Below are 23946 nucleotides of genomic sequence, written 5' to 3'. Positions count from 1 at the left end.
CTTGATAACCGTAAAAAATAAAAGGTGGGTTACAATGATTAAAAAAATTATGACAACTATTTTGCTCATGATGTTTTGTTTACTGGGAACGGCTGCTGCTCCGGCGTCGGCGGAGACAGTATCGGATGCCCTGGATGCACTGGTGGAATATTACGAAGTAAACAAACCGCAGCCGGATTACTGGGAAGAGATAGTCGGCCTGGGCCGGGCGGGGGCAATTGACCGGTTCGATCTCTCCGCGTGGCAGGCTGATCCGGACGGCTCTGCTTTAAACTATGCATCAACCATTTTAGCGCTGGGGGCCGCCGGACAAGACCCGCAAAATTACATCGACCGGGACGGCAACAATATTAACCTGGTGGAGCAACTGGCTGCCAAACAAAAATCCAACGGCAGCTTCGGCGACTCGATTAATAACACTGCCTATGCCATTCTGGCCTTGGACAGGGCGGGCGGCAGTTATCGAGTTTCAGACGCGTTAAATTATCTAGTCAATCAGCAAAAAAACGACGGTGGTTTTTCCATCAGCGGCTCGTCCGGTGACCCCGACACCACCGGCCTGACCATGATGGCTCTAGCCGAACATACTGTGAATGCCAGTGTGTATGGTTCGGTATACGGGGCGCTGGATTATCTGCGTGCCGTACAGCTTGATTCCGGCGGCTTTGCCTCCTTCGGCAGCGAGAACACGGAAAGTATAGCATCCGTCATCCAAGGCCTATTGGCCTGCGGTGAAGACATTACCACCTGGAATAAAGGCGATAACAATATCATTAACGCTATGTTTAATTTCCGGCTGGCCGACGGCTCCTTTTCCCACCTTCCCGGTGGCCGCAGCAACGACATAGCCACTCGCCAGGCGTTAATGGCTCTGGCCGATTTAAAAGAATCCTACGGCTCATTCGTGGTGGTCGGCGGCGGTAGCGGCGGCGAAAATCCCGGAACAAGTAAAATTAAAGTACGAGTGGAAGGTCTGCGAAATACCCTGGCCTCCGGTGAAGTGGAACTGGATGGAACTGCGCTGGACGCCTTGAAAATACTGGTTGGCAATGCAAATGTACTGCTGGATTCCAACGGTATGATATCCACTATTCTTACTGAGAGAGGGGATTCCGGTTCGGACGGTAATACAACTACCTCCTGGCTTTACTACATTGTAAGGAACGGTGAGCTGGATGCGTCTGCCGTGAGCACCGGACCCGGAGGATACAATGTTGCTCCCGGGGATGAGGTGGTTTTTTACATCGGAGCCTACGCTGCCGCTGACTGGAGTAATAAAACCTTTATCCCTGTAATAAACATCACCCCCGCCAACCCGACAGCAGGTCAAACCCTTATCGTAAATGTAAGCGGCACAAGCTTTGACTGGGGGGAGAATGATTTTACCACCACACTGCTGGACCCGGTCACCGTAGATTTTAACGGCGAAACATATGAAACCTCTTTCGGACAAACACAGATACCTTTAACCGCAGCGGGTACATTTACCTTAAAAGTATATAAACAGCACCCGGACGGCTATCCGGAACTGGTTAGGAGCAGCAGACAGATCACCGTTGGAGAGGCACTCAACAAACAGGTCAAGGTCCGGGTGGAAGGCGCGGCGGGCCAACTGGCCTCCGGTACAGTGGAAGTAGGCGGAACGGCGCTGGACGCGCTTGGGGCGCTGGTCGGTAAAGCAAACGTAGCCGCTCCGGGGGGATATATCACCTCCATCCTGGGTGAAAGCGAAAACCCAGGCTTTGCCGAAGACACTGCTCTGTCCTGGAAATACTACGTCTTAAGGAACGGAGACATAGAATCATCTTCCCCGGGTACCGGGGCCGGCAGCTATAATGTAGCCGCGGGAGATGAAGTCATATTTTATCTGGGCGCTTACGATACCGGCACCTATAGTGACAAGACTTATCTCACGCTGATTGGTTTACAGCCCCAATCACCCAAAGACGGACAAAGCGCGACCGTTACAATTACAGTAAAAAAATATGATTGGCTTACCGGTCTGACTGAACAACAAGTAAACGATATTAAATTAATCATCAACGGTCAAGAACAAATAGTATCATCAGGCCAACCTGTGAGCTTTACGGCTGTCGAGGGACCTCTTAATATCCGGGCGGAAAAGTACGACCAGCCGGGCTATCCCCAGATTGTACCAGGTGAGCTGGCATTGAATGTTAAAGCCCAAGGCGGCGAGGGCGGCGAAGACGACTCTATTACCGTCATCCTCCTTGTACGGGGTAAAGACCGGGAACTGCTTTATTCCGGAACGGTTCAAATTGCCGGCAGCGAGGATCGAAATCCCATCTATGCTTTAAAACAAACGTCTCTTAGAGTGGGCACCAGGTATAATGATAGCTACGTGTACAGTATAGACGGTATTGCAGAGGATTCCGGCAGTACCGCCGGGTGGAAGTATAAAGTAAACGGAGCGGCGCCTGAATCAATTTCCGGAAAAGATTACGAATTGGAGAACGGGGACGAGGTGGAATGGTATTGGGCCCAAGATCCCAATGATCCCGGCAACGGAAGTGTTTCGTCCGGTGAACTTGCTAAGGAAATTCCTCCGGTACCGGCCGAACGGGCACAAGCGGTCAAGCAGGCCAGAGAACGAGTGGCGGAAGAAATGGGCAACCTGGCACAACTTTTACCCGAATCGGCACCCAAGCAAGAAGAGCTGTTCCACCGGATTGAACTGGCCGAATGCAACCCGGTTGTTGTACCCACGGATTATCCCATGACCTTGGAAGAACGGGAAAAATGGATGGAGATACTGCAGGAAAACAAGGTGCAAGTTTCGCAGCCAGTCGACCCGGACAGCGATAATACGCTAACGGACTTATTGCAGGAGGTATACCTGAGTCTGCCCGGCGGGTCCATAAACAGCCGGGTGACCGTAGAAATTTACGAGTTGAGCGGGCCTGACTCAACGATCCCGGATACTCATCGCCAGGTGTCTTCGGTGTATGAACTCGGGCCTGACGGGCTTACCTTCGATAATCCGGTAACCCTGCGCATTAAAATAGCCGGATATGAGGGCACGCCAGAAAATCTGGTCATTGCCTGGTATGACGCGGCCAATGACCGCTGGGTACCTGTACCGTCGGTAGTCGACCCCGCCAACGAGGAAATCTCCGGTCTGATTACCCACTTTACCAATTTTGCGGTATTGGCCAGGGAAAAACAGCCGGTTTCCTTTCCCGATGTAGGCAATGGCTCCTACGACTGGGCCCAAAAGGAAATACAATATCTGGCACTAAAAGGGATACTATCCGATACCGGTGAAGGTAATTTCGAACCGGCCCGACCGGTAACCAGAGGTGAATTTATAGTTATGCTGGCTAAAGCCATGGGCATTGAAGCACCGCCCGGCGGCAATCAGATTTTTACCGATCTGGAGCCGGATACCCCGCACTACGACATATTACAGGCCGCATATACAGCCGGACTGGTAAGAGGCTATGACGATGGCACCATTCGTACCGACGAGCAGATTACCAGAGAACAAATTGCGGCCATACTTACCAGAGCCCTGGATTTAGAGCCTGTAGCGGCGGAACTGGAATTTTCCGATCGGGATAAGGTAGGCGCCTGGGCTCGGGATAGTGTGGCAGCCGCAGCGGCAAGCGGATTGCTTAAAGGATTTCCCGATGGCTCATTTAAACCGGATATGCTTACCGATCGGGCCCAGAGCGCTGTATTGGTTTACCGTATTCTTTCATTAAACTAGTCTGTTATAAGTTATTGTGAAGACTAAATAATTATATAAAAACTATCTAATCGCTTAAATACCCGTTTGTTGCAGGGAGGCTTATGCAAATGAAACGTTGGGGCATGGTCATCTCATTATTGATAGTGCTGATTTGCGCCGCCGGGTGCGGCGGCGGCTCATCCGCTCCGGACGGCAATACCGATACGGAGCCGGGCCAATTAGCTCTTAAACAGGACAAAGAGCAAACCCAAAACGCGGATACCGGCACTCGGCCCTCTGAAGAAGCGACCGCCGGCGCGGAACAACCCGGCGAAGAACCCGGTCCGGCCCAACCGGCTCCCCGCGCCGACAAGGGAAGCGGGCAAAAAGAAGCCCCCGCCGGCACCGGCGGAGCGGGAAAAAACTCGGCTTCACCGGCATCCGAAGTTAGCTTGTGGGTTACCCGGGATTACGCTAAAAGCCCGCTGTACAACGATAGAGTTGCCCTTAAGCCGGGAGACTCGGTAATGGATATCTTAAAAAACAACTTGGATGTAAATACACAATACGGTGGCGGTTTTGTGGAAGCTATCAACGGTCTCAGATCGGGTTACACAGGCTCGGACAAAAAGACCAGGGATTGGTTTTATTACGCAAACGGCATTATCACTTCGACGGGAGCGCTGGATTACAAGCCCGCACCCGGTGACGTTATCTGGTGGGATTATCACGACTGGGGCGGGGCAGTATTTACACCGGCCTTAATAGGCGCCTTCCCCGAACCTTTTATCAGCGGCTACCGCGGCCAAAACCCCGGCACGGCGGTACTGACGGCCCCGGGCTGTGAACGGCAAGGCCATCAATTGGCCGAGCACCTGCGTAATTTGGGGGCTAAAAACGTAACCGTACAACCCTACAACGAAAAAACAGTAACCAAAAGCGAAAAAATTACATTGGTAATCGGCTTGTGGAAAAGCTTTGCCGGCGAACAATTCTGGCAAGGGGTACAAAAGCAGCGCAAAAAAACCGGTTTATTTATTGAACTTGCCCCGGATTACTTCGCCACCCTGGATATGAAAGGCGAGATCGTTAGCCGGTATCACCAAAACGTCGGCGCAATAACAGCCACCGGTTCCGGCATGGGGGACCCCACCCCGGTATGGTTGGTTACCGGCTTGGACCAGCCGGGATTGGACCGGGCCGTAAACCTCCTTATCTCCAGCCCCGGCTCCTTTAAACAGTATTTCGGTGCCGTAGTCAGTGGCGAAAAGGTACTCCCCGTACCCGTCGTCAACTAATTAAAGGGTGATTGTAAACTATGTATATCTACCGGGATAAAAAACTTTTTTTGCAGTCCTTCCATCCGCTGACGATAATTGTCTACGCGGGAGTCCTGCTTTTCCTTGCGCTGGCCTGCAATCATCCGGTGCTGCTGATAGCCCTGTACGCCGTGTTATTAATAAACATTAAACTAGTAGACGCTTTTGCGGCATACAAAACCTTTGTTCCGTTTCTTATCATACTGCTGATCATGATTATATTAATTAACCCATTATTTAACCGGCTGGGCAGCACCGTACTGCTCACTTTACCCGATATACCGGTAATGGGACGGATTGCCGTTACCCTGGAAGCCCTTCTATACGGTTTTGATATGGGCCTGCGCCTATTAGTAGTCATAACTATCTTCTTCTTATATAACCAAACCATAAATCCCGACCGGGCTTTTGAACTATTTGCCCGCCTGGCCCCGAGAACGGCTATGCTAGTAGCGCTGACTACCAGATTAATACCTTATCTGGCAGTCCGGCTTAAAAATATTAAAGAAGTACAGCAAACCAGGGGAGTAGCCTTCGATCAGACCGGTCTGATCCAAAAAATCAATAGCTACTATCCGCTATTAAAGGTTATAACATTAACTTCGTTGGAAAATGCCTTGGGCATTGCCGAGGCAATACAAAGCAGAGCATATGGCAGCGGCCCCCGAAGCCACTATAGCGGGGAAAGAATGCAGGTTCGGGACATGATTATTTTATCGTCCAGCCTGGCGTTATTATTACTGGGTGTGGCATTATTAGTCCCCGGGTGGGCTCAATACCGGTTTTACCCGCAGCTCGGCGTCTTATTTGTATCACCCCGGCAGCTACTGACGCTAGCCTGTCTTCTCATTACCGCAGCATTGCCCGCATTCTTAAATTGGGGGTGGAAATATTGGCCTTATTTGAGGTGGAAGCTCTAACCTATTATTACGGGGGCTCGGAAAGACCCGCCCTTTGCGGGGTTAACCTGGAAATTAACGAAGGAGAATTTGTTCTGCTCGCAGGAGGCTCCGGATGCGGCAAATCCACACTGCTGCGGGCGCTTTCCGGACTGGTGCCGAACTTCTACGGAGGCTCCATTGGCGGCAAAGTCCGCTATCGGGGTAACCTGGAAAAGGGACACACCTCTTCGAGGCATGTCCCCAAAGATATCCGGAATTGGGATCAGCGTAAATTATCCGGGGAAATAGGGTTCATTTTTCAAGATCCGGAAAATCAGCTCGTGATGACCGGAGTCGAACGGGAAATAGCCTTTGGCCTGGAAAATATAGGTCTTCCGGCCCGGGAAATAAAGCGCCGTATTGCTGAAGTAATGGACTATCTAAATATCTCTGCGCTGAAATCCGCCAACACCTTTGATCTATCCGGCGGACAAAAGCAAATAGTTCTGCTGGCCTCGGTAATGGCCATGCAACCCAGAGTCCTGCTTTTGGACGAACCCACTTCCCAATTGGACCCTGTGGCGGCGGAAGAACTGCTTGCCAATGTAAAAAGAATGAATGAAGATTTGGGTTTAACCGTGGTACTGGTGGAACAGCGGCTGGAAAGATGCTTTCACCTGGCAGACCGGGTGCTGATTATGAACGGGGGCTGCCTGTTAAACAACAGCCGGCCGGATGATGCCGTTATCTACGGCTTAAATGCCAACAGCCCCTTTATACCGCCGCTGCCCCGCTTTTTCGCTAAGGCGGGCAGTAAAAAAATCCCCCTCACCGTTGCACAGGGCCGCAAGCAGCTCTGCGCCATGCTGCCGGCTCCGGGTACTTGCGGATACCCCGGGGGATGTGAGAAAGCTAACAAAGCCGCTGTATCCCGGGAAGCTCTCCTGGAAGTTAAAAACCTTTCCTATACATATCCGGACGCCTTGCAACCCGTCGTGCGCAATGTATCATTAACCGTCGGCGCCGGTGAAGTAGCGGCCATAATCGGTGAAAACGGAGGTGGTAAAACTACCCTGCTAAAAAACATATGCGGTTTACTGCGCCCGCAGCGAGGTAGAGTCAAACTTCTGGGTCGGGACATTAACCAACAAAAAGTCCACGAACTTGCCGGCAGCGTAGGTTATCTCTCCCAGAACCCCAACGACTATCTATTCCACGATACCGTTCGCCATGAGGTGGCCTTTGGACTGGAACCGGGCGATAGTGCGGCAAATGAATCTGTAGATCAAATACTGGCCAAACTCCGCTTAACTAATGTTAAAGATATGAACCCGCGCGATCTGAGCGGGGGGGAGCGGCAGAGGGTAGCGCTGGCCACAGTCTTGGTCCGCAAGCCGCGGGTGCTGCTGCTGGATGAACCTACCCGGGGCCTGGACGCTCATTTAAAAAATGAAATGGGGGACCTCCTGCTTGAATTTGCTGCCGATGGTGTGGCTATAATCATCATTACCCACGATATCGAATTTGTAGCCGAATATGCCCGCCGGGTAATGATTATGTTTAGCGGTGAAATAGTGGCCGACGGGGACAAACGTTTAGTGATGAATAATTCCCTTTATTACGCGCCGCAGCTGAATAAAATGTTCAGGGGTTTTTGCAATGGGGTAATTACATTCCAGGATGCGCTGGATGTGCTGAAGTGGTGTCATTATGAAGTGGGGTAAATTATTCTTTGGCTTTCTATTAACCGGATTTTTACTGTTTTTATTTTTTGATATCAAAGCCAACCCGGATATGAATTTAAACTGGTCGATATTGTCCCTGGGTATGGCGCTACTGGGGTTGCTCGGTTTTTTCCTTAAGTTTGAAAGCAGCGCTCCGTCGGCGGGTGAAATAGCCCTGTTAGCCACCATGGCCGCCCTGGCCGCACTGGGCCGGTTGCCCTTTGCCGCCATACCAAACGTGCAGCCCACTACCTTTCTGGTTATCATTTCGGGTTATGTGCTGGGCCCCGGGGCCGGGTTCGCCGTGGGGGCGTTGGCGGCTTTAATCTCCAATTTCTTTATGGGCATGGGACCGTGGGTCCCCTGGCAAATGGTGGCCTGGGGGCTGGTGGGTTTAACGTCGGGCGTACTGGCCCGGGTGCATAAAAGCAATTCCCGTTTTACTTTAGTGGCCTTTGCCCTGGCCTGGGGTTACCTGTACGGTCTCATAATGAATACTTGGCACTGGCTAACTTATATTTACCCGCTAACCTGGCCAACCTTTGCGGCTACTTATGCCGCCGGTTTCCTTTTCGATACGCTGCATGCGGCGGGTAACGGGCTGTTTATGTATTTCATGGGTCTGGAAATGATTAAAGTTTTACAGCGGTTCGGAAACCGGTTAACGGTTAAAACAATTGAGGTGCATGCCATAGAGGGAGAGGGCCAAAAGACGCGGGAATTCCAGGCTGGGGTCCGGGATTAACGTTGTTAAAACTAATTAGCTAAGGAGGGGTTCCATTGTTTAATCAATTTAGAAAGACTTTGGCGGTTGTGGGAGTGCTGGTCTTTATGTTGGCCTTGGCGCCGGTTGCTTGGGCGTCCGTAACGCCCGGCAGCCCGGAGGTGCGGGAAGCCGTTAAAGGTGCGGTAAGCTATCTGGATAAGGAGCTGCAAGCCCCGGGGTACGATGGTATGCTGGAATGGGCCATGCTGGGTTACTACGGCATTGGAAAAGATGCCGGGCATCTGTCAAAATTACGGGAAACGCAGCTTGCTCAAGGGGTAATGCTCTCGGAAGCCAAGAGCACCGATTATCAGCGGACCGTACTGGGCGCGGCGGCGGCTGGGAAAAGCCCCGACGGTTACGGGGGTAAAAACCTGCTGCAAAGTATTATCTCTTCCCAAACTCTGTCGGGCAAATTCGCCGATACAATAAACGGAACCGGGGAAAAGTTAGTTAACGCTCACATTTGGGGTATTATATCGCTCTATGTTGCGGGGCAGGATATTCCCCGGGCCGATCTGGCGCTGCGGTGGCTGACGGCGCATCAGAACGCCGACGGCGGCTTCAGCGTCGATATTCGGCTGGACGAATCGGATGTGGATATGACGGCCATGGCCATTATAGCTATGGCCTGCCTGGACAAGGACAGCGGCTTTTTGCCGGTGCAAAAAGCGCTGGCTTATCTAAAGGAACAACAAAATGAAGACGGCACCTTCGGCGCCTGGGGTACTTCAACAGCGGAATCCTGTGCCCAGGTGGTGCAAGCTTTGACTATTTTGGGTATTGATCCGACGGCTGACGAATGGAGCAAGGACGGGGGTAACGCGGTAACCGGGCTTTTGCAATACCGTCTGGCGGATGGTTCGTTTAGTCACGGCTCGGAGCGGCTGCCCAACGATATGGCATCGGCCCAGGCCTTAATAGCCCTGGGGGATTACCAAACGGGGCAATCGGTTTATCAAAAAATCAGGGCTAATATGGAATCCAAATAAGCCGGATAACTTGATTTTATTATCGTTGCCGGGGCATTGGCTGCATTATTAACCAATGCTTCCGGTTATCTCAAGTAGTGGTCTAACGCTCGTGTCAATGCGCCTGCCGGGCAATAAATCAAGTTGTCACGGGGCGGGTTTATAAAAGTGAACTCGTTCGGTTAAAACTGAACAACGGTGCTGTAGATGGGGGTTTTACCCCACCTGAAGTATAAATGGGGACTCCCATTTATAGAAGTGGGAGTCTTGGAATTTGATAACAATTGAAACTTTGTACAAAAAAGGCTCAACTGTTGCAAAGCAGCAGGCATTGGGCCTCTTTTGCAAGTATGAAGATTTTTTTCCGAAAACTATGCAAACCGTTAATAATGCCGTTTTTTAGAGAGGAACGGGTCAACCGGGGGGGCAATATGAAAATAACCAAATCTAAACTGGCGGGTATGATTGACCACACTTTGCTAAAACCTGTGGCTGTCCATGAGGATATTATTACGCTATGTGCCGAGGCTCGGGAGTATAAATTTGCAGCTGTGTGTGTCAATCCTTATTGGGTGCCGTTTGCTGCGGAACAGCTGGCGGGTTCGGGGGTGGCGGTGTGTACCGTGGTAGGATTTCCTCTGGGGGCCACCTCCACTGTCGCCAAGGCCGGCGAGGCCGTCCGGGCTGTTCAATGTGGCGCCCTGGAAGTGGATATGGTTTTAAATATCGGCGCCGTCAAAGAGCAGCGTGCGGATGTTGTGCTCGACGATATACGGGCGGTGGTGAAAGCGGTTCATGCACAGCACCCTGCCGCTATCACCAAGGTAATTATAGAAACCTGTTACTTAAACAGGGAACAAAAAATATTGGCTTGCCGGTTGGCCGCCCAAGCCGGGGCGCATTTTGTCAAAACCAGTACCGGTTTTGGCCCGGGAGGCGCTACGGTGGAGGATGTGGCGTTGATGCGGGCCATCGTCGGGCCGGAGATGGGTGTTAAAGCTTCCGGGGGTATAAAAACAGCCGGTCAGGTCCTGGCCATGATTAAAGCGGGGGCCGGTCGGATCGGGGCCAGCGCCGGAGTGGATATTATTGGAGCAATGGAGTAAATAAGCTTGCCTGAGTGAGATTACCGTCACGGTTTGGGCATTAAACCAAGCCGGCCAAAGATATTGGGTCAGATTGTCGAAAATATCTTTTAACGATATGTTGTTACTGTTCACACCCCTGCAAAAAGTAGCGGCTCTGTGAGCAATAACACGCTTTGCGATGCACACAAAACGTAAAAACAGCGTTTTGACGCTGCAATTCTCCGGTTTTCTGTGACTTTCGCTTCGCTGCACTCACAGAAAACACGTCGCGTTTGTCACCTGTGAACAGTAATGATATGTTCGAGGCCGTGCTCTGTTAGGTAAAGAATTATTAACAGGCTATACGCTGATATTATATATTATAACGATATACCACGACATAATTGGGATACGGCTTTAAACTTTTACTGGCTTACCTATAATTAAAGGAATTGCTTACTTATTCTCGAAGTGGTCTTAAAAGATATTCATGCCGCTTGCACGCTGCCGTCAGAGAATGAAAATCAGCCTGGTCCGTCATTGCTATAAATATAACCTGCGGTGCTTGAAGTACGTCGTTGCTATGAAGAATACAACCTGTAACGCTTGAAGTCCGTTACTGCGAGGAGCGGAGCGACGAGGTAATTCCTGATCTACAGCCCGCATTTCTTTGGGGACCTGCTTTGGGGTCTGGGATTGCTTCGCTTGCGCTCGCGATGGCGGTCGCCAAAGATGCCGGAAGGCAGTCACATGGATTTTTTCGGAATAGATATATCGCAAAGGATGTGTATAAAATGTTGCAGGCAGTATTGTTTGACCTGGATGGGACTCTCCTGCAGGTACATACCGATAATTTTATGAATGAATATTTAAAGGAGATAGCCCGAGCCGCGGCACCGGTGGTTGATCCGCAGCGGTTCACCCGGGCGCTGTTAGACAGCACCGGCGTAATGCTGGTCAATCGTGACCCGGTCTTAACCAACGCCGAGGTCTTTTGGAACGATTTTCGCTCGCGTACGGCCGATTGTCATGAGGCCCTGGAGCCGCTGCTGGATGATTTTTACGCCAATAAATACAAGGAACTGGTCCGGGTGACCGGTGCTTCCCCTTTGGCCCGGCGGGCGGTTCAGGCGGCCCTGGACCACAATTTGCGCATTGCGGTGGCTACCAACCCGGTGTTTCCACGCTCAGCCATTTATGATCGCCTGGCCTGGGCCGGAGTTGCCGATTTACCCTGGGAACTGGTGACCAGCTATGAAGAAATGCACTATTGCAAGCCTTATCCCGAGTATTACCGGGAAATTGCTTACCTGTTGGAGCTGCCGCCCGAGGATTGTATAATGATAGGCAACGATGCGGCTGAAGATATGGCCGCCGCAGCTGCCGGTATGCGTACTTGCCTGGTTACCGACTATCTGATTAACCCTGATCGTGTGCATTATCAGGAGCGGGTGGACTGGTACGGCACCCTGGATGAACTGTGCCTCTGGCTGGCGGGCGCCGGCTGGGAGCAGGGGAGATGCGAAAACATGGCAGTGGAGCGCGTGCGCCGGTACGTTAAACAATTTGACGCCGGTCTGGAGCCGCTGGTATTTACAGAGGCTACCAGCACGGTGGAGGAGGCGGCCCGTGCGTTAGGCGTGGAGCCGGGCATGATTGCCAAGACATTATTGTTCCGAGCGGGAGATCATTACGGTCTTTTTGTCGTGGCGGGAGATGTGCGGGTAAGTACAAAAAAAGTCAAGGCGCTTTTAGGCGGTAAGCCCAGGATGGCTACCCCCCAAGAGGTGGAGGAAATTACGGGTTACCGGGTCGGCGGGGTTTGCCCCTTTGCTTTGGCCGGCGAGGTGCCCATTTATTTGGATGCTTCCATGCAGCGATTCGATGTAATTTACCCGGCGGCGGGCACCGCCCATTCCGCACTGCCCATTACCTTTAAAAAATTAGAGGCTATTACCCGGGGGACGGTAGTAGACTGTTGACTTGGGAGACGTGGGGCGTTTCACTTATCTTCTTGGACACCCATGCCGTTTGTGCGGTTATCATTAAAGGATGGGTAATATAGTTAGTTTGTTATTGCGAAGAGTGAAGCGACGTTATGCTAATTCTTGTTACGGAATAGGAGAGGATTTGGAAATTGCGCTTCGAGCCTGGTGAACGGATTGATCTGCGGATTATGCGGGTGTGGAAGATCAGTGGCTTTTTAGAGGCTGTGATACTGGGAACGGTAGGTTTCGTCATAGTGGCATTGCTGTTTAAAAAGTTTAATTGGCCTCAGTGGGTACCTGTTTTACCGGTGGCGGCCGCGTTGTTATACGGAGGGCTGGAGGTGGCGGTGCTGCCCAGGCTGCGCTGGGAGCGCTGGCGCTACCGGATTAGTACGGAAGAGATTTATTTGCAGAGGGGTGTTTGGTTTATCAAGCGTACTTTAATTCCCATGACCCGTATTCAGCATGTGGATACTGCGCAGGGTATATTGATGCGCCGTTATGGTTTGGCTGCCGTTAACGTTTCCACAGCGGCGGGCACTCATCAAATACCGGCTTTATCCGAAGAGGCGGCCGACGAACTCCGGGACCGGATCGCGAGCCTGGCCAGGGTGTCTGATGATGTTGTCTAAGCCTCGTCGCTTGCATTTGCTGGGCATCTTATTGAGGGCAATCAAGCTGCTAAAGGACTTCCTACTGCCTTTGGTTCTTCTTTTCGTTACCCAGATATTGAAAAGAGGATATTCTCTGTCCTGGCTAATGTTTACCGGAACAGTAATTATTCTGGTCTTGCTGGCCTGGGGTCTGATTAGCTGGTTTCGTTTTACCTTTCGGGTAGAGAATGAGGTACTGGTGGTTGAGCAAGGAGTGCTGATACATAAAAGGAGTGTAATTCCCCGCGAGCGTATTCAAGCTATTGATTTAAATCAAGGTGTACTGCACCGTTTATTTAATATTGTATCTGTGCAAGTGGAAACAGCCGGTGGGGACAAGCCGGAGGCTGTTTTGTATGCCCTTTCCATGTCGGATGCCCAATTGCTGCGGCGGAGGCTGCTGGTATCCGGCGTAGAGGAGGACCGAAATTATGCCGGTGATGCGGTTGCCTTAAAAAGGCTTTCTTTAAAGGAGCTGTTCCTCTTTGGAGCTACTTCCGGCGGTGCTCTTGGACTGGTGCTCTATTTGTTCTCCGGGGCTTGGACTTTGCTTGACGATATTGGATTGGAGCTGGATTTGCAGCGGTATTTAATGTGGGTTTGGGACTATGTAAATCCGGTGTATTTGGCCGCGTTTATTATTTTGGTACTTTGGCTGCTGGCTGTGCTGGGAATGATCTTGAAATACGGTGATTTCACGCTGACCCGCTCGGGTGACCGAATTCAAATGGTCTACGGGCTGCTGCAGCGGCGTCAGGTGTCCATACCGGTTGGGCGTATTCGGGCTGTCCGCCTGGTGGAGGGGGTGCTGCGCCAACCACTGGGTTACTTTACCGTGCATCTGGAAAGTGCCGGTTACGGGCCGCGGAGTCACGAAAAAACGCTTTTTTGGCCGCTGGTGCGGAAAAACGAATTGGTATTTCTGCTTAATAAGTTCCTGCCGGAGTTTGCCGCGGAAATTCCATTGCAGCCTTTGCCCCCCGCAGCCGGGCGGCGCTATATGCTGCGCGGTTTTATCCCTGCAGCTCTGCTGGCGTTGCCGATTTTTATCTGGCTGCCATGGGGAGAGCCGGCCTTGGCATTGCTTTTGCCGGTGTTGGGCGGGCTATGGGGCTTTTGGAAATATAAAAGCGCCGGTTGGGGAGTGCGGGGCAATATGCTGGCGGTGCGCTCCCGCAGTGTGGTCAGGACTACTTTCGTGCTACCCAACCGCAGTGCACAGTCCTTTTCCGCCGAATGCACACCTTGGCAGCACCGGGCCGGTCTGATGAGTTTTAAAATGGACCTGGCTTCGCAGGCTATTTTTGGACTGGACGATGTTTCTTCAATAGATGTCCAAACGCTGACCAACTGGTTTAGACGGCGCAAACAAAGCGATATCCGGTTAATAGAGGACTAAAATCCATTTTAAGGCGGGCCGCTGACAGGTATGTGTAATCTTTGGTTAGTCTATCTAATGGAGGGTTTTTCAAATTAAGGGCGGCTAATGGGAACAAAATATTACGCTTGTTGGGGAGGATTTTTATGGCTTGGCTGTATCTTTTGGTTGCCGGTATTTTTGAGGTGGTTTGGGCGATTAGTCTTAAATATGCACATGGTTTTACCCGCCTGTACCCATCTTTAATAACGGTAATGGGTATGATAATCAGCTTTTACTTTTTATCCCGGGCCACAAAGGTGCTCCCCATTGGCACAGCATACGCGGTATGGACGGGAATTGGCGCGGTGGGTGCGGTAATTGTGGGTATGTTGCTGTTAAACGAGCCCCGGGACGGTGCCCGTCTTTTTTTTGTGACATTAATTTTAGTAGGTATTATAGGTTTGAAGTGTACTTCCCCGGCTGTCTAAGAGGCTGTTCCCGTGTCTTTCCCGGCTTGTCCGTAACTTTGGGGACAGTATATAATGAGGTGGCTGGAAGAAATAGTTGCGTTTATTGGATTTGGGAGGGCGGGGTTATGCATAGGCTATTGGATCAGCGGGGGATTAATTCGGTGCATGTAATACCACCCAGGGAAGCAAAGTACGCGCCCTTTCCGCCGGGTGTTGCCGGGACCGTGGCGCGCTCGTTGGCCGGGCAGGGTATTAACCGGTTGTATGAGCATCAGGCCCGGGCTGTCGGCCATATTATGGAAGGCCGCAACGTCATTATTACTACCGGTACATCCAGCGGTAAATCATTGGTTTATACCGTCCCGATATTCAGTGAATTAATTGGCCACCCTCGGTCCAGAGCTCTATATATTACTCCCACCAAAGCGTTAGGGCAGAATCAGTTGAAAACAATGCGGGATATTGCCGCGGCAATGGACTGGCCCCGGGAAAAGCCGGCCATAGCCGCGTGCGATGGCGATACTCCCTTTAATCAGCGGCGGAGTGTCATTAACGGTGCCGGTGTACTGATTACCACCCCGGATTTTATACACGCCTGCCTGATGCCCAGACATCTGGATTGGCCCGGTTTCTGGGGTGGTTTGAAATACATAGTTATTGACGAGGCTCACATGCTGAAGGGAGTTATGGGCTGTCATTGCCTGCAGGTATTCCGCCGGCTCAGGCGAATTTGTGATTATTACGGGGCTGAGCCCGTGTTTATTCTCTGTACGGCTACCATTGCCAACCCCGGTGAATTTGCCGCCAATCTGGTGGGCCTGGATTTTGCGGTGGTGACCGAGGAAACTTCAGCGGCCGGCGAAAAAACGGTGGTTTTTTATGAGCCGCCTACCTATAAAACTAATGATGGCCGGACTAAGCGCAGGCTGACCCATTTCGAGGCGGCCCGGGCCGTGGGGCGTTATGTAGAATCCGGCAGGCGTACTATTATGTTTGGCCGTTCCCGGCGGGTAGTGGAATCGGCTTACCGGGTTATTCGAGAAAATTACCCCGGTGTTGCCGGAGCGATTACCCCGTATAAGGGCACCTATGTGCCGGAAATGCGCCGGGACATTGAAAGAAAACTGTTTAACGGCAGCTTAAAGGGTGTTATTTCCACCAATGCCCTGGAGTTGGGCATTAATGTGGGGGAACTGGACACTTGTATATTGGCCGGCTTTGCCGGCAGTATTTCCTCCACCTGGCAGCAGGCGGGCCGGGTCGGGCGAAAGGGGCAGAAGTCGTTAATTGTACTGATGGCCAATGAAGACCCGCTGGATTTATATATTGTGCGCAACCCACAGTATTTTTTCGGACAGTCTTTTGAAAAAGCGGTGGTTAGCGAAAAAATACAGTTTTTAGTGGATCACTTGCCTCTGGCTGCTAAAGAGCTGCCGCTCAGCAAGGAAGATGCTGCTTATTGGAACCGCGATATTTATTATGAAGCGGTGAAGCTGCTTTTAAGACACGGGCGTCTTAAACCGCTGACCGATCGGCCCAGGACTTACGGTACGGCAGTACAGACGGAGTTTTTCAGCTTAAGGGGTGATAGTGATAATTACCGTACCATTAGCCCTCAGGGCTATATGCTGGAGGAATATAATTATGATGATGTGATCAGAGATGCCTACCCGGGTGCCATACTGCCTGTTTATAACAAAGTATACTTGGTGGAGAACATAGATTATGGCACCAAATCTATACAGTTACGGGATTTGCCCGATGAATTAAAGGATTATATTACCCGGCCCAATATTGATTCCGGGATTACCGTGGAAAAGGTTGAGCGTAGCCACCGGGAAGGCAATATGGGCGTTTATAGCGGGGTGCTCAATATTCATAAAAGCCTCGCCGGTTATAAACTTATTAACGTGGGTGACAAACAAAAAGAAAACCAGAGGACTATCGAGCCGGGGCAAGCGTTGAAGCCAATCGACTTTCCCACGGTGGGCATTTGGCTGGATATTGACTTGCAGGGTCTTGAACAGCAGGTTAAGTACGGTGCGGCCCATGCCTTAAAACATCTGCTGCATATCATCATCCCTCTGGTAGTGATGTGCGAGCGCCGCGACCTGGGGGCTAGCCTGCAGGTGCATGGTGATCAGGCGCAGATATTTATTTATGACAACTACGCGGGCGGGGTGGGATTGGCCGAATCGGTATTTGAAGATATCAAAACGGTATTGGAACGGTGTTATGAACTGGTGACGGGTTGTAAGTGTCTTGAGGGTTGTCCCAGCTGCATTATTATTCCACAGTGTTTACAGGCCAATGAGAGGCTGGATAAAGAAGGGGTGACCCGGCTGCTGGCAATGCTGCTGGGCAGGGAAGTGCCCCGGAAAAAAAGCGGTCTCAGCTTGATAAAGGAAAAATTATTTAGAAAGCCGTCCAGCCGGGCGGATATAAAAATGGAGGCTCGGGCGCTGGAAATGGAGCTGAAACAATACGAAAAAGTTTTTATATTCGTCGGTGCGAACTGGTTGACTACGGCTGATTGGATAAAACAGTGCTGCCCGGCACGGCTGATCAAGTACGAAATTTCCATTTTGGCGGTGCATTATCTGATTTATTCTCAGACAGGCAAGCCCGTGCCTGAACGCTTGTTAAGACAAGCCATATCCCGGTGCTGCGGTTGGTCGGATATGTATCGTCTGTCTATGCAGGGTCTAAGGGAAAAGGGTTATTTAATAGGGCCGCCGGAGCGGTTGACGTTGCTGCCGGATTTGCAGAATGAACTTGATGCGCGTAGATAAAGGCTTATAAGTCAACTTTTGGTGTATAGATCAGGCGGGTAAACCCGTAGACCAATGCCTTAGTCAAGCAATAGTAATTTGCTTTTCAACAGGTTGCCTTTATTCATGGAAGTGAATGCGGGCGATGCTCCTTTGGGTTAGCTTGCCGATGGGGCCGTCCACATCAATAAGGTTTCTGATCCGGAAGTAGGGGATAGGGAACTTGGGAATCCCTTCAGCGTGGATGGTGTATTCCAGTTCCCGAAAGTAAATTACCAGGCTGTTTTCGGTCAGGTAGTATTCCTGGTCGTCGGTTATACCGTTGAACTCTTTGATTAAATGCAAGCCTTGTTCCTCAATTTGTTGTCTGATCATTCTGTCCAGAACCATCCTGTAGTTGCTGTTTTTTCTGAAAAGTTCATAAAGCAAATATGATTTGCCCGTGGTTAGGTCCACAGTGATTGATTTTTGCTGGTTCAGACCGTTGGCGGCTTGTTTCCTGATGGTGTAAAACTGGAGATTCAGGCTGAGGATATCATTTTTATTAACCGCAACCTCGTATTTGCCAAAGATTTCCGCGTAGATATTACAGCTTTCCCGGGGGATGAGGAACTCAACTTGTTTCCTGATTAGCAGGTTAATATGTTCTTGGACTTCTAAATTGTCCAAACCTGTAACCTGGGGGTAGGTTATGTTAATACAATTGTTTTCTATTTTTTGATCGATAATTGTTGCCACGATACCTTGGTTAGCCGACATAAAATCAGCTCCTTTAAAGAGTCGGTTGATATATTCACACTGTTCCAGGTTATGCGGCCGGGCCGGTTTTGGCACCGGTGCTCACGATATAAAAGTCATCATAATCACTTGCTAAGCGCAGGTTTTGAACACTTATGATGATCTTGCAAAGCTTCTTCGGTAAAACGGTGTTTTAATAAAACAGTACAACCAAACTGTAACACAATTGGACTTTTTAACTCCGTAAATATACGGGGATTTTTCTTTTTAGGGGGGGGATGCCGATGGTGCTGTAAGCTGCAATCGCAAGTTGCAATAGCTTAAAATTATACGCAATTTGATTAATTAAAAATAAATGGTATTGTTGAGTGGAATGGTATAGAGTTGTAATTCTAAGGGTATTAATTATAGTAAATCAAGAATAAGGGCGGCAAACAATGGCGGTTAAATTTATTCCTTTTATATACACAGCGATATTCGCATTAATTTTAATAGCTACTGTTCCCAGAAATAAAATTCGCCTCTTATCAATTTATGGGATTATTTTTGGGGCAGTGTTCGATATAGTGCTTGTTACGATTGCAAATATGTTTGGAGAATTCGGGTATATAAATTACGAGCCATTTGGTCTCATGGGAATACATTTTTTAGCACCTATCTCATGGGCAATGTTCTTTATTATGTATTTTTATTTCTTGCCTAAGAGAAAACCCCATGTTTATATATACGTAACTGTAGCGATTCTTTATAGCATTGCTTTTTGCCAGATGATTACGAAACTCGGTGTTTTATATCTTGCTCATGGAATAATAGACTCAATAATACCTTTTTTAATATGGTTTCCAACAGCTACTTGGGGTTATTATAAATTGACCGGTCGCTTTAGGGGGCAACAACCGACATGAGGAGAAGAAATCAATAAGATTTATACCGCATCCACAACCCGCCAGCAACCTGTTACTCAGTTTTCACTATTAATCGTATTTAATTTTCCTTACCCCTGTCGTTGGTTCGGTTGGGGGAATGTGGTTGTTTATAGGTTCGCTATCAAACAACGAAGAATCACCAAGTTTTGTTACTATAATTGATGCAACGATACCATAAGCAGCATGGGCTGCCATATATGACAAATTGCTCATAGCATCTTTAGGTTTAACTTTATTTTGCGGAAAGGCACTGAGAAGTGCGGATATAGTTGAGCCTATTGTAATACCGGATAGGACTCCTTTTGTTAAAACGTGGTCTCTGCCTGTTTTTGAGAACAAATGTACAATTCCTATGGCACCTAAAGTGGCCATACCAAAATCAAATATTCCGCCAAGTATTTGCCCTTTATAATTTATTGCTTCACTTTTTTTGTTTACCCAAACACCGGCGGCTGTTGAACGAAATGATCTTTTAGAAATCTTCTTGTTACTGACGATCTGTAACGTCCAGCAATAGACGGTGTTAGTTGTCCGTGAATTGACGGACTTAGTGCCCACCGGCCCGGGGAAGGGAGAATTATAACAATTCTCCCTGGATAACCAACTTCACCATGTGATCATCAATAATCCGACGACCGTTTTGAGCTCCATAGAGCAAGCAATGGGTGCAGACTTTGTTAACAAGCCTGACTGCACCGCTGGAATACCGGAACACCTGATCAACCGCATTATCTGAAAAGATATCGTGTTCGGCGCCGGCATAAGCCAGGTGCCGATTAATATATTCCCCGACTTGGGAACGGTCCAGGTGCGGCAGTTTACACTGCAGGTCGATCCGTTGGCGGATGGCGGCGTACGCTTGAAGCTGGAACTTATCCCACAGTTCGCTCTGACCCACCAAGATCAGGGCCATAGGACTTTGGGCATCCATTTTAAAGTTCAACAAGAATCGTACCTCTTCCAGCATTTCTTTGTCCAAAAGATGCGCTTCGTCTACGATAACAACCGGCTGCAGTTGCTGAATACCGCGCATGAGTTCGACTTCCCGGTGCAACTGGCGCTTGGCGTCGCCGCGATAAAACTTGGCTTCACAGCCTAGCTGTTCCAATAGGCCCTTGTAGAAATGCCGGGGGGTAAGTTTGGAGTCCGCCAGATACATCACCATGAACATGGCCGGATTTAAAGAGGCCTTGAACAGGCGGATGGTGGTTGTTTTACCGGTACCGCAGTCACCGGTAACCACGGCGAAAAGTTGCCTACGGGCGGCATATTCCAATCGGCCCAGTGTCTCATCTAGCATCAGCGATTGGTACAACTGATCCGTTGGGATGTCCCGGGAGAACGGTGTTTTAGACAGGCCGTAGAAGGATTCAAACATGACTGTTATCCTCCTTGTTCACGGCTCTAAAAGAAATGGCTGGAGCCTGCTGCTCTTTACGCTGCTGGTTTTTCAGGGCGGCTGCAGCCAGGAGTCGCGACGATTCGGCGGGCTTGGGCTGCAGGTGTTCCGGCAGCGGGGGGCGTTTCCCGGCTCGCTGGCCGATTACTAACTGCCTAGCTGTCCAGGGTGCGTGCCCTTCATATTCAATAGTCAGTTCAGTGATGTTAGCGGGGTCGTAGATGACTTGCACTTTACACCCGATAAACGGCAGCCCGACTTCGTACTTATTGCCGTTAAAGCTGATGCAGCCAGCCTTGTCCACTTTCCGTTTTTCACAGTGCAAAAAGGCGTTAGCGATGGTTTGTGGATCCAAATACCTTAGTGCCTTGTTGTCACTGCGGTAGGCAGCATGCGGGCTGGCGCTACCATCTAGCCCGGAATGCGGCTTGTTGTGGTAGCACTCCTCCAGCCAGACCCAAAACAGCTCATTTAACTTGTCCAGCGATTGTGGTTTTTCCAGTTTGGCCTCGCCTAAGAAGGCGTCCACCACCCGGTTAAACCTTTCTACTTTACCGGTTGCCTCCGGAGAGTACGGTTTTGCAAATACTAGCCGGGTGCCTAATTTGCTGCAGGTGCGATGCATCCATTTAGTGCGATACTGGCTACCGTTGTCGAAATATACCGCTTCGGGAACTCCGTATTTGTGAATCGCTTTACGGAAGCAATCTTCTACAATGACCTGATCCAGCGTCGGGTAGAACTCGCCGTGCAGCACAAAGCGGGTGGCATCGTCGATGAAGGTGACCAGGTAGACCTGCTTTTTAGCGCCATCCTTGCCGATTGGCAGGTAGGGGCCGTATTTGATGTCGGAATGTACGAGCTGGTTGCGGTGCTTCTTTTGGAATCGCCGAGCCGCCACGCCGCTGTCGGAGTACATGCGCATCTGTCTTGTGCTGTAGCCTTTCTCGGCCAACTTCTCCTGCAGGGTGCTGCGTTTAATCCGCCCTTCCTGGATCAGCCCTTCCCATTCCATAATCTGAATGATCTGAGCGATGCTGCGACCGGGCACCTCACGACGCAACAGGATGGCCTGAGTTAGGATATTTGATGGTATAGCTTCTTCGGTTTGCCGGCCTTTGCCTTTAGGTTTTAGTCCCCTAAAGCCGACTGCCCGGTACTGGGCCAGGTATCTGCGCAGCGTACGCTCGGATAGTCCGGTCTGCTGGCAGATATCTTTCTTAATTTCCCTGATTTTGGCCGCATCAAGCCCGTCCGCTAGCAGCGGGGATAGTAGTTGCATCCGCTGAGCGGCAATCTCTTCGGCCTTTTGTTGGTCTTTCATGCTAAAACCCCCTAATTTTTAGGCTTAGCATGAGTTTATATCCTGACCGTCAGGACGGGAATGCAGAACGGGTATGTACCCAACAATTTGTGTTTGCCACTGATCGGACAACTCTGGCCAGCCAGCCGGTGGCGTTGCCAACATAGTCCCAAATCCTTGTGAGCGCAGACTGGGAAAGACAGGACGATTCTTTCACAGATTGGTTACCGAGTAAGGTAGCGATGGAGGCCAGGCAACCCAGGAAGTGATAATACATTTCACTAAACCAACTGCGCCAACGGCCTAATGTGGATTCGTCAGCGGTGACGGTCAGTGCGGTGTCTCCGGCTATGACCGCCTCAATGCTTTTTCTGCTGTGGCGTTTGTACGGGACGAGTATATCCGGAAGTTCGTGATGGATCCGACGGCAGTGTTCACAACGGAGCCGGCGAATGATGAGCACGATCTGATCGCCAAGGCCATTTATGTACTTGCGTTGCCGGCTGCCGATGACATCCAGTGGCCCGTTACAACAGGGACAGGGAATCTGCTCCGCGCTCTTTACAAAAAACACTTTTTTCAAGGTTTTCAATTAGCTCATATTCTGTTAAAATGACCATACGTGGTGGCGCCCCTGGTATTGCTGTTGCTGCAGCAGTACACCAAAAAAAGGGGCGTCTTTCCTTTCTTCATGATATGGTCATTATATATGGCAACTTCTGGACAGGCAACACCATCAGCTTTCGGGCATTACAGGGCGGCAGGAACAATCTTCTTTCTAAGAGAAGCTTCATCAATTAAAGTTTTTACGAAATTTCCTGTAAGACCTGATATAACTCCTAATACCACCCGATCTTTTATTTTCAAGCATAGCACTTCCTCGGAAAAGTAACTTTAATAAACTTTAAAGGTAGTTTTTATTTATTATTGATAAATTATGTATGGGAGATAAAGCCAGATCTTTGTTAGGCCCCCCATACCATACTGGATACCTGGCCGTCTATCCCCCGTAGGGAAGCGGTTATTTCGACCTGGCAAAAAACAGTTATAATTTCACGCGGGGGTTAAAACGAGGGGTTGTTCGGATTGTTGATACTGCTGGTCGTGCAGTTCCCGGTCTTCTATGCAAATAAGTTTTAAAAACTTTTTTACAAAAAATTATTGAAAATTCGATATAATCACTGTATACTGGTCATACCAGCAGGTGTTCGGGATACAGGATGTTATTACACGGGGGTGAGTATTAATTTAGTTGCGGAATTGATTTTATTTTGAAAAAATTACATTAATTGACTTGTCAACCGGCTAATTTATGCAGGCAGGCGCGGGGGAGGAAAATTACTGTGCCGGATAAAAAAGAAATGGATAAATTGTACCGACAGTTTATGGAACAGGCGGAAGCGATCTCCGCCCGGGTATACCGGGTTTGTGACCCTGCAGGTGCGGGAGTTCGGCTGGCGGCAATTATTAAGCAAGTGGGGGCCGGCAAAATTGCTGCCGCCAGATCTGAATTAGTTGATAAATGCCTTGATTTAATTGCTGCCGGCGGCATAGAAGTTTGCACCGGTGATCTAAGGAAGCATTGTGAAGACGCCGGTCTGGGTCTGTCGGAGGTGGACCTGGCTATTGCCGGGACCGGTACCCTGGCGCAGGACAGTACCGACATAAACCAGCGGCTGGTTTCAACGTTGCCTCCTGTGCATGCTGCACTGGTGCGTACCGAACGGCTTGTGCAACATTTTAGTGATGCCATGGACATGTTAAATTCGCGGCGGGCCAACCTGCCCGGATATATTTCATTTATATCCGGGCCAAGCCGCACGGCCGATATTGAACGCGTTTTAACCATCGGAGTGCACGGTCCGGAACAATTGCACATTATTTTTGTTGATGAAGCGGGAGATGGATCTGGTGACTAA

21 protein-coding genes are annotated in these 23946 nt (G+C 50.0%); 16 read left to right on the top strand and 5 right to left on the bottom strand.

All coding sequences use genetic code 11. The features are described 5' to 3' along the window. Nucleotides 1-34 precede the first annotated feature (34 nt). The 13 genes from ABDB91_RS16935 to ABDB91_RS16875 all read left to right on the top strand — a co-directional run bounded on the left by ABDB91_RS16935 (nucleotide 35) and on the right by ABDB91_RS16875 (nucleotide 17682). Nucleotides 35-3730: an S-layer homology domain-containing protein gene (locus tag ABDB91_RS16935; RefSeq protein ID WP_347488850.1), complete on the top strand. Its 3696-nt coding sequence runs from the start codon at nucleotides 35-37 to the stop codon at nucleotides 3728-3730. A gap of 89 nt (nucleotides 3731-3819) precedes the next feature. After that, nucleotides 3820-4989: a DUF4430 domain-containing protein gene (locus ABDB91_RS16930; protein ID WP_347488849.1), complete on the top strand. Its 1170-nt coding sequence runs from the start codon at nucleotides 3820-3822 to the stop codon at nucleotides 4987-4989. Nucleotides 4990-5009: 20 nt separating this feature from the next. Beyond that, complete coding sequence (locus ABDB91_RS16925; RefSeq protein ID WP_347488848.1) at nucleotides 5010-5930, top strand: energy-coupling factor transporter transmembrane component T; 921 nt, start codon at nucleotides 5010-5012, stop codon at nucleotides 5928-5930. Next, nucleotides 5903-7615, top strand: coding sequence for an energy-coupling factor transporter ATPase (locus ABDB91_RS16920; RefSeq protein WP_347488847.1), 1713 nt, complete (start codon nucleotides 5903-5905; stop codon nucleotides 7613-7615). The genes ABDB91_RS16925 and ABDB91_RS16920 overlap by 28 nt, the downstream gene beginning before the upstream one ends. Continuing rightward, entirely contained in the window at nucleotides 7602-8360 is a 759-nt protein-coding gene (locus tag ABDB91_RS16915) for an ECF transporter S component (RefSeq protein WP_347488846.1), read from the top strand. The genes ABDB91_RS16920 and ABDB91_RS16915 overlap by 14 nt, the downstream gene beginning before the upstream one ends. Nucleotides 8361-8395: 35 nt before the next feature. Beyond that, on the top strand, nucleotides 8396-9373 hold the full coding sequence (locus tag ABDB91_RS16910; RefSeq protein WP_347488845.1) for a prenyltransferase/squalene oxidase repeat-containing protein: 978 nt from the start codon (nucleotides 8396-8398) through the stop codon (nucleotides 9371-9373). A 253-nt stretch (nucleotides 9374-9626) separates the two neighbouring features. Then, the gene (locus tag ABDB91_RS16905) at nucleotides 9627-9755 is read left to right on the top strand and encodes a hypothetical protein (RefSeq protein WP_347488844.1); all 129 of its coding nucleotides are present in this window, start codon (nucleotides 9627-9629) and stop codon (nucleotides 9753-9755) included. Between the two features lie 28 nt (nucleotides 9756-9783). Next, complete coding sequence (deoC, locus tag ABDB91_RS16900; RefSeq protein ID WP_347488843.1) at nucleotides 9784-10458, top strand: deoxyribose-phosphate aldolase; 675 nt, start codon at nucleotides 9784-9786, stop codon at nucleotides 10456-10458. Nucleotides 10459-11213: 755 nt separating this feature from the next. Then, complete coding sequence (locus ABDB91_RS16895) at nucleotides 11214-12401, top strand: YbaK/EbsC family protein (RefSeq protein ID WP_347488842.1); 1188 nt, start codon at nucleotides 11214-11216, stop codon at nucleotides 12399-12401. 155 nt (nucleotides 12402-12556) lie between these two features. Next, a complete protein-coding gene (locus tag ABDB91_RS16890) occupies nucleotides 12557-13039 on the top strand; it encodes a PH domain-containing protein (RefSeq protein ID WP_347488841.1) in 483 nt (160 codons plus the stop codon). After that, nucleotides 13026-14459, top strand: a complete 1434-nt coding sequence (locus ABDB91_RS16885) for a PH domain-containing protein (protein ID WP_347488840.1) — start codon at nucleotides 13026-13028, stop codon at nucleotides 14457-14459. The genes ABDB91_RS16890 and ABDB91_RS16885 overlap by 14 nt, the downstream gene beginning before the upstream one ends. 125 nt (nucleotides 14460-14584) lie before the next feature. Continuing rightward, on the top strand, nucleotides 14585-14908 hold the full coding sequence (gene sugE, locus ABDB91_RS16880; RefSeq protein WP_347488839.1) for a quaternary ammonium compound efflux SMR transporter SugE: 324 nt from the start codon (nucleotides 14585-14587) through the stop codon (nucleotides 14906-14908). 107 nt (nucleotides 14909-15015) lie between these two features. After that, entirely contained in the window at nucleotides 15016-17682 is a 2667-nt protein-coding gene (locus ABDB91_RS16875; protein ID WP_347488838.1) for a DEAD/DEAH box helicase, read from the top strand. Between the two features lie 99 nt (nucleotides 17683-17781). Here the strand turns inward: ABDB91_RS16875 and ABDB91_RS16870 are convergent, their stop codons facing one another. Next, nucleotides 17782-18420, bottom strand: coding sequence for a DUF3298 domain-containing protein (locus tag ABDB91_RS16870; RefSeq protein WP_347488837.1), 639 nt, complete (start codon nucleotides 18418-18420; stop codon nucleotides 17782-17784). A gap of 416 nt (nucleotides 18421-18836) precedes the next feature. Here ABDB91_RS16870 and ABDB91_RS16865 point away from each other — a divergent pair, with 416 nt between their 5' ends. Next, nucleotides 18837-19304 carry a hypothetical protein gene (locus ABDB91_RS16865; protein ID WP_347488836.1) on the top strand — a complete coding sequence of 156 codons (468 nt, stop codon included), beginning with the start codon at nucleotides 18837-18839 and terminating at the stop codon, nucleotides 19302-19304. 69 nt (nucleotides 19305-19373) lie between these two features. Here the strand turns inward: ABDB91_RS16865 and ABDB91_RS16860 are convergent, their stop codons facing one another. From ABDB91_RS16860 to ABDB91_RS16845, 4 genes are read right to left on the bottom strand one after another with little or no spacing between them, the layout of a single operon-like run. Then, nucleotides 19374-19883 carry a hypothetical protein gene (locus ABDB91_RS16860; RefSeq protein ID WP_347488835.1) on the bottom strand — a complete coding sequence of 170 codons (510 nt, stop codon included), beginning with the start codon at nucleotides 19881-19883 and terminating at the stop codon, nucleotides 19374-19376. A gap of 19 nt (nucleotides 19884-19902) precedes the next feature. After that, the gene (locus ABDB91_RS16855) at nucleotides 19903-20703 is read right to left on the bottom strand and encodes an AAA family ATPase (RefSeq protein WP_347487743.1); all 801 of its coding nucleotides are present in this window, start codon (nucleotides 20701-20703) and stop codon (nucleotides 19903-19905) included. After that, nucleotides 20696-22048: a DDE-type integrase/transposase/recombinase gene (locus ABDB91_RS16850; protein ID WP_347487742.1), complete on the bottom strand. Its 1353-nt coding sequence runs from the start codon at nucleotides 22046-22048 to the stop codon at nucleotides 20696-20698. Before ABDB91_RS16850 ends, ABDB91_RS16855 begins: the two co-directional genes overlap by 8 nt. 49 nt (nucleotides 22049-22097) lie before the next feature. Beyond that, nucleotides 22098-22514 (bottom strand): DUF6431 domain-containing protein, encoded by a 417-nt coding sequence (locus tag ABDB91_RS16845; protein WP_347491526.1) that lies wholly within the window; start codon nucleotides 22512-22514, stop codon nucleotides 22098-22100. On the opposite strand from ABDB91_RS16845, the gene ABDB91_RS16840 reads away from it, so the two are divergent. Continuing rightward, entirely contained in the window at nucleotides 22443-22643 is a 201-nt protein-coding gene (locus ABDB91_RS16840) for a hypothetical protein (RefSeq protein ID WP_347491677.1), read from the top strand. The genes ABDB91_RS16845 and ABDB91_RS16840 overlap by 72 nt on opposite strands. A 727-nt stretch (nucleotides 22644-23370) precedes the next feature. Beyond that, nucleotides 23371-23946 (top strand): lactate utilization protein, encoded by a 576-nt coding sequence (locus tag ABDB91_RS16835; protein WP_347488834.1) that lies wholly within the window; start codon nucleotides 23371-23373, stop codon nucleotides 23944-23946.

The organism is Desulfoscipio sp. XC116 (assembly GCF_039851975.1).
GTDB lineage: Bacteria > Bacillota > Desulfotomaculia > Desulfotomaculales > Desulfallaceae > Sporotomaculum.
This window is presented reverse-complemented; position numbering and strand designations above follow the sequence as displayed.

Coding starts and splice junctions, on each gene's coding strand:
- ABDB91_RS16935 (WP_347488850.1), top strand. CDS start 35: ATGATTAAAAAAATTATGACAACTATTTTGCTCATGATGTTTTGTTTA.
- ABDB91_RS16930 (WP_347488849.1), top strand. CDS start 3,820: ATGAAACGTTGGGGCATGGTCATCTCATTATTGATAGTGCTGATTTGC.
- ABDB91_RS16925 (WP_347488848.1), top strand. CDS start 5,010: ATGTATATCTACCGGGATAAAAAACTTTTTTTGCAGTCCTTCCATCCG.
- ABDB91_RS16915 (WP_347488846.1), top strand. CDS start 7,602: ATGAAGTGGGGTAAATTATTCTTTGGCTTTCTATTAACCGGATTTTTA.
- deoC (WP_347488843.1), top strand. CDS start 9,784: ATGAAAATAACCAAATCTAAACTGGCGGGTATGATTGACCACACTTTG.
- ABDB91_RS16895 (WP_347488842.1), top strand. CDS start 11,214: ATGTTGCAGGCAGTATTGTTTGACCTGGATGGGACTCTCCTGCAGGTA.
- ABDB91_RS16885 (WP_347488840.1), top strand. CDS start 13,026: ATGATGTTGTCTAAGCCTCGTCGCTTGCATTTGCTGGGCATCTTATTG.
- sugE (WP_347488839.1), top strand. CDS start 14,585: ATGGCTTGGCTGTATCTTTTGGTTGCCGGTATTTTTGAGGTGGTTTGG.
- ABDB91_RS16875 (WP_347488838.1), top strand. CDS start 15,016: ATGCATAGGCTATTGGATCAGCGGGGGATTAATTCGGTGCATGTAATA.
- ABDB91_RS16870 (WP_347488837.1), bottom strand. CDS start 18,420: ATGTCGGCTAACCAAGGTATCGTGGCAACAATTATCGATCAAAAAATA.
- ABDB91_RS16865 (WP_347488836.1), top strand. CDS start 18,837: ATGGCGGTTAAATTTATTCCTTTTATATACACAGCGATATTCGCATTA.
- ABDB91_RS16855 (WP_347487743.1), bottom strand. CDS start 20,703: ATGTTTGAATCCTTCTACGGCCTGTCTAAAACACCGTTCTCCCGGGAC.
- ABDB91_RS16850 (WP_347487742.1), bottom strand. CDS start 22,048: ATGAAAGACCAACAAAAGGCCGAAGAGATTGCCGCTCAGCGGATGCAA.
- ABDB91_RS16840 (WP_347491677.1), top strand. CDS start 22,443: ATGGATCCGACGGCAGTGTTCACAACGGAGCCGGCGAATGATGAGCAC.